Below are 7902 nucleotides of genomic sequence, written 5' to 3' on the forward strand. Positions count from 1 at the left end.
AGTGAAATTAAAAGATTCCAGATGACAAAACCAGATCAATTAAGTGATTTAATGACTTCTTCTGATACAGCTGAAGAAATTTATGCATTAGTTGATGCTCATTGCAATATTAAAAATAAATTTTGGCAAATCGAAGTATTTTTAGTCGAAGATAAAGATAAATTGTATACTCAAGATGATGCATATCGTATTTTTGTACAATATATTAAAGATTATATTCTATTCGATATTTTGCCATATGGTAAGAGACCCTTATGAACTATGTGGATTTCGAACAGTGTCGCAAACTAACGTTTGCTCTATACAAACAATATAATTTGTTTACTGAGGCAGAACGCGAACGAGCATTTGCCGTTTCGTTAGTATATTATTTATTACTTTACGATAATGAATTAGATGGATTTGTTGTGGTTGTACGTAGAGAATATCCATTTGTCGGCATTCAAACTGGTAATTATAAGCTAATTAATTATAATTGTTTTTATAATATAGTATTGCGATTATACGAAAGATATCGTAATACTATGCAACGCGTAGCATGGGGCATATTCGGTGCTCCAGAAGAACAAATATTCCAGCCACAAGAATTATTAGTAAAAGCACATAGAGGAGTACATCACAATTGCGCTCTGTAAAAACAGTATTCGACGGTCGAGAATTAGTATTTACATTATGTATGCAATACGATATGCTAGAATACGTACATCATATATTAGCTCTTACATTCGGCGCCTATTCATATTTAAATAAACGACAACTGAGGAGTTTAACTTTACATATTAATTCTAATCAAGATTATTGGATCGATATTAATACGTATAAACCCGATACGATTAATTATAAAAAGTTTTATTTAGTCGCTTTGGCAATAGCCGAGAAATTCAAAATTTACCGTGTACGAGCCGCTTATCGAGCTTTTGAAGTAGATACACTTACGTATCGTCAAATAAGCTCTGGCGCCCTCAAAAAACGAGGAAAAAAGATAGTAAGAGATTTATTACCTTCCTGTGCATAAGCACGGGAGGGTAATTTTTTTTGGCTTGTTATATCGAATATATGTTTGCCATATAGGGCAAAATTTTTTGTGCGTATATTTTTTAGACTCGCTATTAATAAGAAAAAGAGGTGGTAAGAAAGTACGATTTTTTGTTTATGTGTAGATTCATTAATTATGTATGATTAGTATTAAAGAGGAGTGGATAAAGGATGGTATTGATTAGTAGATTAGTTTGCTATAAATGATTAGCTTTAAGAGATGAGAAAATTTTAAAGGAGGTAAGAAGCGCAGCGATAACTTACATATAATGGATTAGTATAGATAGAGGAGAAATTTTTCCTATAGGGGCGAAATTTTGAGATTTTTTTAGAGGGGGTAAGTGTTATTGATATAGAGTGGGTGGTGGCTAAAGTCCGCCCCCCCTACTTTGATTCTAGGTATTGATTGACCTAGAGGTAGGGTCTATATCATATGGTCATCACGTATTCGATGACCTTATTCTAATATTCATGACAGGAGGAAAAGATCATGAAAAAGAATTTAGTAACAATTTTATTAGCAGCAACAGTATTGGCAGGAGCAACAATGTATATTGCAGCACCAGTGCAACCGCATCACTACGAGATGCATGTAGTGAGCTACGGAGAAACAATGGAGTCAATTATAAAAGACTTCAATAAAAATACAACAGCTAACTACGATATTCGTGACGCTGTTGCAACAGCAGTAGCAGAAAGCAAGAAGATGGAAGGAGGCGCAACAAGCCGTCAACTTAATGTTGGTAATAAGATTGCAGTACCAATCTATCGCTAATATTATTAGTCCAGCTGTATGACTATAAACTATAGTTAATCATATGTCTGTTATAAAGGATAGGAGGCGAAACTATTAGAAGAGATATGATATTAATAATTCTTGTTGCTGTTATGCTAGCATGTCTAGTGACAGCAGCAGGTGTCTCCCTATCACGTTACATTACATTGTAATGGCAATGTGACAGGAAGAAGCGTCGTGAGTTGGGACGCTATACAAATACTAACTCATTCTTTATATAAGAGCTATATAATTATATATAAGATATAGCTCTTATATAAGGGATATATTATGCCCTTTATTTTTATTTCATGATAGGAGGAAAAAATCATGACACAAGTTATTTACATTGAAGTTATTTCTAATTCTAAGTTTAAAAAAGTGATTACAACTAGTAGCCGTACACCTGAACAATTTTGTATCGATGCCTGTGAATATTACGCGAGTAAAAGCATAGAAACAGAAATTAGATGCTCTCAAAAAGATCCACGTTTTTGTGGAGTATTTAGTTGCAAGAACGACAAACTTATGGCCATTGCTGGTCCAGAGAAAAATAAATTTTTCTGGAGTAAGTATACTCTAATTAAAAAGAATATAGAAGAAGCAAATGGTGAATTTATTCGTCCTAAAAGACAGAATAAAAACTTCTATGCTGTTATCAGCAAGGAGTATACAGGATTTATCCTTAAATGGACTCGTTGTAAAGAATTAACAGATGGAAAGTCTGCTAAGTTTAAAGGCTTCAATGGTTTAGAAGAAGCCAAGGTTTGGATGCGTGAGAATAACGCACCATCTGTTAATTTTGAAAATGTAACAGATCTTAAACAAATTAAATAACTTATTATCCGAAATGACGTTAAACTATTTTTATTTTAATACTTGTAGAGGAGGATAAAAATATGAGTATTAAAGATCTAACTAAAAAACGTGCCGCACAAGAGGCAGCAAAAAATGTTTTCCATAATTATGTGGAGGACATTGGTGCCCTTCAACAATTCGAAACGGCGAACATAAGTTCGTTTACTTTTGAATTAAAAGGAAAGGCTCGTGTGCCATTAGCACATGCTAGCATTTCCTCACTACCAGTATCTGGCATTCTTGAACATGGAGATACAGTTAGAGCCAGTATTGCTACTGGCATTATTCGTTTAGATGGACCTAGTGATGGAATTCACTGGGAAAATAAAGTATTTGTAGACACAAATGCTTACATCCCTGGCATTGCAAAATTAGATTTCTCTCATTTGAGAGAAGTCCAAGATGTAGTAGCGGTATTAGAATTAACGAAGAAACACTCAATTCTTCGTTATCTTAATGCATTACAATTGTCTCCTTCTATGATTAGACAGATGATGATTGTAATGGTGTTTGAAAGCTGCCGTGAGAATTTTGAAGCCAGAGTGCAAGCATTATGTGCACAGGGCTTTACAGCTATTGCCCTCACACCAGGCAAAGCACAAAAGCTCAACACTTATGTTGGTCTATTTGCTGCCCCAGCACAGACTATAGTTGTCGATTTAAATAAAGATTGTATTGCAATCGTGCCTAAACTAGATTCAACAGAGTTTGGCGATTCTTATGATGGTATGGCATACCACCATCATGAGTGGTTTTGTAATGCATATGGTATGCCAATGGCTAAACCATCATACCACCAAATGCGGATTACCGCTCTATCTGTCAAGGTAGGCAGTCAGCCGCTTCATGGTAAATCAATGGAAGCTTGGAAACAAGCTTTCTTAGCTATGAATAATGTTAAGGTTTATGGTATGGAATATGGCGTAATCCATGCCGAAAAGTTTTCTGAGTGCTACAAGAAAGGCAATTATAATGTTGCTTTCTTTGGCAATCCAAATGGTCGTTTGTTAGTAATAACAGACGAAAACGGAATGAAGAGAGTTCCGGAATTAGCGCCATCTAGCAAAGCCTGGGAATGGCGTATTTTGCAATTCTTCCATGAAACAAAAGGAAGAATATCTACACAACATTGTCAATATATTGTGTAGATATTTAGTTCAGAAAGAGGAGAAAAATGAACAAGAAACTAAATCGTGCATATATCGCACAAGTAGCGAAAAAAGAAATTTGCGCAAAAATTGATAAGCATTTTAAAGGCAATTACCATGGATCTGAAGTAGATAGAGCAGTTGCTCTAATGCCAAAGATCCTTCAAGAAGATTCCCAGATTGGCATATCTTTTGTAAAAAGCATTGTAGATGCTTTAAACAAAATGATAGAAAATTCTAAATGGAATTCTGACTGCGGTAGCTTTATGGCTACTGCAGAAGTAGATCCTGTGCTGAAATTCTCTTCTACTAGAATAGTAAAAGAACATGAAATTGGAATATCTAATGCCAAATTTGTTCGTACGCTAATAAAATGTGGTTATCGCACTGTCGATGCGTATGGTAACGAATCATCTCCTGAGATTAAGGAGATGCTTATTAATGCCAAATCTGATAAGGAATTATTAGATTTAGTATTAACTCTCGAATTGGGAATTAAAGCTGAAGGCATTAGGTTTCCACATGCTGGCGAATCATATAATACTGTAATTCGTCCAGCAGCATACTATATTAATCTATTAAGAGATAGATATGATATGTATATTAAAAATGCTGTAGAGTATTTAATATCTAAAGGCGTAAAACAAAATCTTGAAAAACTTGCTGAAAGTCTTGTTGATGCTGCAGCTGATGAATTGAAAATGATTCCTGTTAGTGGATTTATATGCACTGGTAGCGAATTATTTAAAATGTCTCAAGGCGGTTCCGATCATGACACAGATAAACATCTGTGGTTGGTAGGATCTGATGCTGATATGTATGATGGTAAGATCCATTATATGGTCGGCATCAAATCTGAGACTGCGACTCAAGGTTTACTTGAGGCCAACAGTTACGCTGAATTTATAGAGAACGTGTTCGTGTCTGGCTTGACAGACATGAACGTAGGGAAGTATGTTAATAAGTCTTCCCTCGTTCTCGAGATTGTCGGCACTCGCGGTACCGATATTTTTGCTAAATCTTGCAATATAATTCGCAAGAATTTAGAAGTTAAAGTTGATATGTCTAAACAAGCATATCAACGTCATTTTAATATTAGAGACATTCATGAAGATGAATGCTCTAATGATGTTGTTATTGCTTTATATGAAGAATTTTTAAATTCTAATATGAGCGATAGCTCTATTTTAAATTATTTTGTGGATATCTTGATTATAGCTCCAAGCTTAATCGGACATATCATTGATATGGCAAAAGCTGGCCCTGGTACAGCATTTGATCCGATTGGAGAAATGTTGAAAGGTATCCATAGCATGCGTAGAAAACAATACGCATGTATTGATTTTAACATTGATGATGGCACACTTACTTTAAGCGATGCTATTAGAACAGGTAGAGAATATTTAAGAGGAGAAGAATAATGAAAATTAATCAAAAGCAAAAAGAAATTAAAAGTTTGGGTATTTCTTCTGGATTGTATGAAATTCAAAATGAAGTAGCTGCAGTTGCATTAGAACAACTAAAGACTGCTGTATCTACTTACGGTATTAATTTAAAAAAAGAAACTAGTGAAGCAAAAGGTCTCACTGGTTATATTAATGAATTGATCGAAGATATTCGTAAATCTTCAAATGAGAATATTAAAGGGGAACTAATGAGTTCTCCGATGAGCAAAATTTCTAATTACGCTCGCAATATGCTCATCTGGGGTATGAATATAAATCCAGATAAAATTAATGTATATGAAGCTGCTCGTGAAGCAGGCTTCATTTACGGATCTGTTTGTTTAAAGAAGGATCTCGTACATTATGCATGGGATCATGCTAGTGAAGAAAAACAAATAGAGTCTCTACGTGTAGTCGAAGTGACTCCACGTTTTAAAGGCGCTGCTGACGCCTATAAATCAGCAACAGGTTTAGATGATGAAGAAGGCGAATACGTCTTCTTCAACAAAGGTTTAAGCAGCGATGAATACTTGTTCTGTGATCCAACTGTAAATGGATCGTATGAATTATTTGTGCGTGAGAACGGTAGTCTTTATATTATTGTTACTCCACTCGATGGTATGGAATTACCATTACCAAAAAAACAATTATTATTGAAGTCTAATGACTTCACTAATGCTGCTTCTAAAGTAGCTGTAGCTCAAGGATTTAGAAAAGAATTAAATGAAGGAGAAACCCTTCGCTATGAGGAATTTGTTTTAATGACTGGCTCTATAGCTAAAGGTATTAAAGCGAAAGGTTTGGATGGGAAAGCTCCTTCTGATGGCATTTATGTTAAATCTTTGAAAGGTAATGGATATGCCCAATTATGTGGTGTATCTATTACCAAAGAAATCCGTGAGATGATTACAAAGTCTTACGGATCTGTTAATATTAAAGTACATATTGATAATATGTGCTTTAATGAGTTTACAAAAGGTACAACAGAAATTAAGTCTGTGGCTTTGATGCTTACAGTACTTAATTGAATTGTTCTCCCCTCCGGGGCAGTGCATAAGACATTACAACCTTTTCTTAATTTAAATTTAATCTCGGCGTAGAACGTTAGTTACATTACGCATTAAGATTATTTTAGCAATTATAGGTCTTGCCGGAGGCCTCCTGACGGAGTGTCCTCTGCGAGGCTTATGATTCTTTATTTTGTATTTATATATATTCGGGCTCCGCCCCGAAATCATTTATGAGGGATTTTCCCTCTTTTATTATTTAATTATTATTAGTGAGCCGTACACTTATTTAAATACGGTAGAGGAGATTAATTATGAGTAAGAAATATTGCGTATTAGATTTGATAGAAAAATTAGATTCTTTAAAATATTCATCTTGGTATCTTGCTTCTGAATGGGAGCAACATGACTATAATGAATATAAATTAATAGAATTAAATGTGGATAAGGGCGAATGCACTTTATCCACTAGAGAATATGACAGAAGTGTCGGCGAAATTGTCGAAAGACATATTCTAGTCGACCCTTGCGAGGTGTTTCTAACACCATCTTCTGTCACAGAATTTAGATATCAAGAAATTCTTACTAAAATTCCTGAACATCTTCGGGAAGAATTAAAAGATATCGTTTCAGATAAGTGCCATCATTCAGCTGTGGCTGGTTATAATGGCTGTATTTAATATTATTATAGGGCTTCGTTTATCGGGGCCCTAAATCTTTATTTTTTTATAGGAGGCGATTTAATGCCACTTAAGAATATCGAATTACGTCACGGTAGCAAAGCCGATGATTTTACGTGGCGCATAGTTATTCCTTCGAATAAGAAGGAAGCTTATCGGCCTAAACTTTGTTGGGTTGATAAAAAGCCATTTGTTATCGGCGAAACATTGTATTTTCTTGTTATTCCCGAATATTTTTTAAAGAGCGAACGTATTTATTTAAGCTCGTCACGCTATTATCTTATTAAAGTCGCACGTAAATATTCTTGGTTTAGCGAAGACGATATCTTCTCGTTTATATACGAGGGCACAGATATTCGTCATTTTATTTAACCCTCCGGGACGAAATATTTTACGAGGATTTAGAAATGGATAGTATTCTCCTCTGCTATTCGTTTCTAAATCTTATTTTTTTTATTTAATGAGTCCGTCGGCAGTCGCGAGACGTATTCGTCTCCTTTCGCTTGCGACGGTCTGTTGCGGTCGCTTCGTCTCTAGTCGTCGAATACTCGACTGCCTTCCTCTCTTTTATTCACGGTTTAATACGTTTATCTTATTAATATTAATTTTATTTTTTCTTATGTATCGAGCGATCATACTACGTATAATTCTGGCTCCGCTACGAAATTATTTTTGAGTATTTAAATTCTTTTTAACTATTATTATATATAAGGAGGAAATATATTATGTTAAAGAATTTAACACCGCACGAGGTGAAAATTTATAAGTTAAATGGTACTACACCTGATTTAGATGTAGTAATAGAAGCTAGTGATACTATAGCTCGCGTATCTTGCGAGTATATTAAGGTGGATAAAAAGGTGGACGGCATCGATTTATATCGTCCCGTCTTCGGCGAAGTTACCGGTCTACCTGAATATTCGGAAGGAGTATATTTATTAGTATCGGCTATGG

10 protein-coding genes are annotated in these 7902 nt (G+C 34.8%); all 10 read left to right on the forward strand.

Features of this window, described 5'->3' with window-relative positions; translation table 11 throughout:
* Positions 1 to 258 (forward strand): hypothetical protein (locus Q7O90_RS00090; RefSeq protein WP_304126118.1); only part of this gene is annotated, 258 nt, incomplete at its 5' end.
* Positions 255 to 635 carry a hypothetical protein gene (locus tag Q7O90_RS00095; protein ID WP_304126119.1) on the forward strand — a complete coding sequence of 127 codons (381 nt, stop codon included), beginning with the start codon at positions 255 to 257 and terminating at the stop codon, positions 633 to 635. The genes Q7O90_RS00090 and Q7O90_RS00095, both read left to right, overlap by 4 nt.
* Before the next feature lie 890 nt (positions 636 to 1525).
* Positions 1526 to 1810 (forward strand): hypothetical protein, encoded by a 285-nt coding sequence (locus Q7O90_RS00100; RefSeq protein ID WP_304126121.1) that lies wholly within the window; start codon positions 1526 to 1528, stop codon positions 1808 to 1810.
* A gap of 330 nt (positions 1811 to 2140) precedes the next feature.
* Entirely contained in the window at positions 2141 to 2647 is a 507-nt protein-coding gene (locus tag Q7O90_RS00105; RefSeq protein WP_304126124.1) for a ribonuclease H1 domain-containing protein, read from the forward strand.
* A gap of 62 nt (positions 2648 to 2709) precedes the next feature.
* Positions 2710 to 3816, forward strand: a complete 1107-nt coding sequence (locus Q7O90_RS00110) for a hypothetical protein (protein ID WP_304126126.1) — start codon at positions 2710 to 2712, stop codon at positions 3814 to 3816.
* Between the two features lie 26 nt (positions 3817 to 3842).
* On the forward strand, positions 3843 to 5237 hold the full coding sequence (locus Q7O90_RS00115) for a hypothetical protein (RefSeq protein ID WP_304126129.1): 1395 nt from the start codon (positions 3843 to 3845) through the stop codon (positions 5235 to 5237).
* The gene (locus Q7O90_RS00120) at positions 5237 to 6289 is read left to right on the forward strand and encodes a hypothetical protein (protein WP_304126131.1); all 1053 of its coding nucleotides are present in this window, start codon (positions 5237 to 5239) and stop codon (positions 6287 to 6289) included. Before Q7O90_RS00115 ends, Q7O90_RS00120 begins: the two co-directional genes overlap by 1 nt.
* Before the next feature lie 293 nt (positions 6290 to 6582).
* Positions 6583 to 6948 carry a hypothetical protein gene (locus tag Q7O90_RS00125; RefSeq protein ID WP_304126132.1) on the forward strand — a complete coding sequence of 122 codons (366 nt, stop codon included), beginning with the start codon at positions 6583 to 6585 and terminating at the stop codon, positions 6946 to 6948.
* Positions 6949 to 7011: 63 nt separating this feature from the next.
* Complete coding sequence (locus tag Q7O90_RS00130) at positions 7012 to 7320, forward strand: hypothetical protein (protein WP_304126134.1); 309 nt, start codon at positions 7012 to 7014, stop codon at positions 7318 to 7320.
* A 353-nt stretch (positions 7321 to 7673) separates the two neighbouring features.
* Positions 7674 to 7902, forward strand: a 229-nt coding sequence (locus Q7O90_RS00135; RefSeq protein ID WP_304126136.1) for a hypothetical protein, incomplete at its 3' end; no start/stop codon positions are given.

It is taken from the genome of Mogibacterium diversum (genome assembly GCF_938028775.1).
GTDB lineage: Bacteria > Bacillota > Clostridia > Peptostreptococcales > Anaerovoracaceae > Mogibacterium > Mogibacterium diversum_A.

What these genes read in the sequence shown, in the direction of transcription:
- Q7O90_RS00095 (WP_304126119.1), top strand. Translation starts at nt 255, where the DNA reads ATGAACTATGTGGATTTCGAACAGTGTCGCAAACTAACGTTTGCTCTA.
- Q7O90_RS00100 (WP_304126121.1), top strand. Translation starts at nt 1,526, where the DNA reads ATGAAAAAGAATTTAGTAACAATTTTATTAGCAGCAACAGTATTGGCA.
- Q7O90_RS00105 (WP_304126124.1), top strand. Translation starts at nt 2,141, where the DNA reads ATGACACAAGTTATTTACATTGAAGTTATTTCTAATTCTAAGTTTAAA.
- Q7O90_RS00110 (WP_304126126.1), top strand. Translation starts at nt 2,710, where the DNA reads ATGAGTATTAAAGATCTAACTAAAAAACGTGCCGCACAAGAGGCAGCA.
- Q7O90_RS00115 (WP_304126129.1), top strand. Translation starts at nt 3,843, where the DNA reads ATGAACAAGAAACTAAATCGTGCATATATCGCACAAGTAGCGAAAAAA.
- Q7O90_RS00120 (WP_304126131.1), top strand. Translation starts at nt 5,237, where the DNA reads ATGAAAATTAATCAAAAGCAAAAAGAAATTAAAAGTTTGGGTATTTCT.
- Q7O90_RS00125 (WP_304126132.1), top strand. Translation starts at nt 6,583, where the DNA reads ATGAGTAAGAAATATTGCGTATTAGATTTGATAGAAAAATTAGATTCT.
- Q7O90_RS00130 (WP_304126134.1), top strand. Translation starts at nt 7,012, where the DNA reads ATGCCACTTAAGAATATCGAATTACGTCACGGTAGCAAAGCCGATGAT.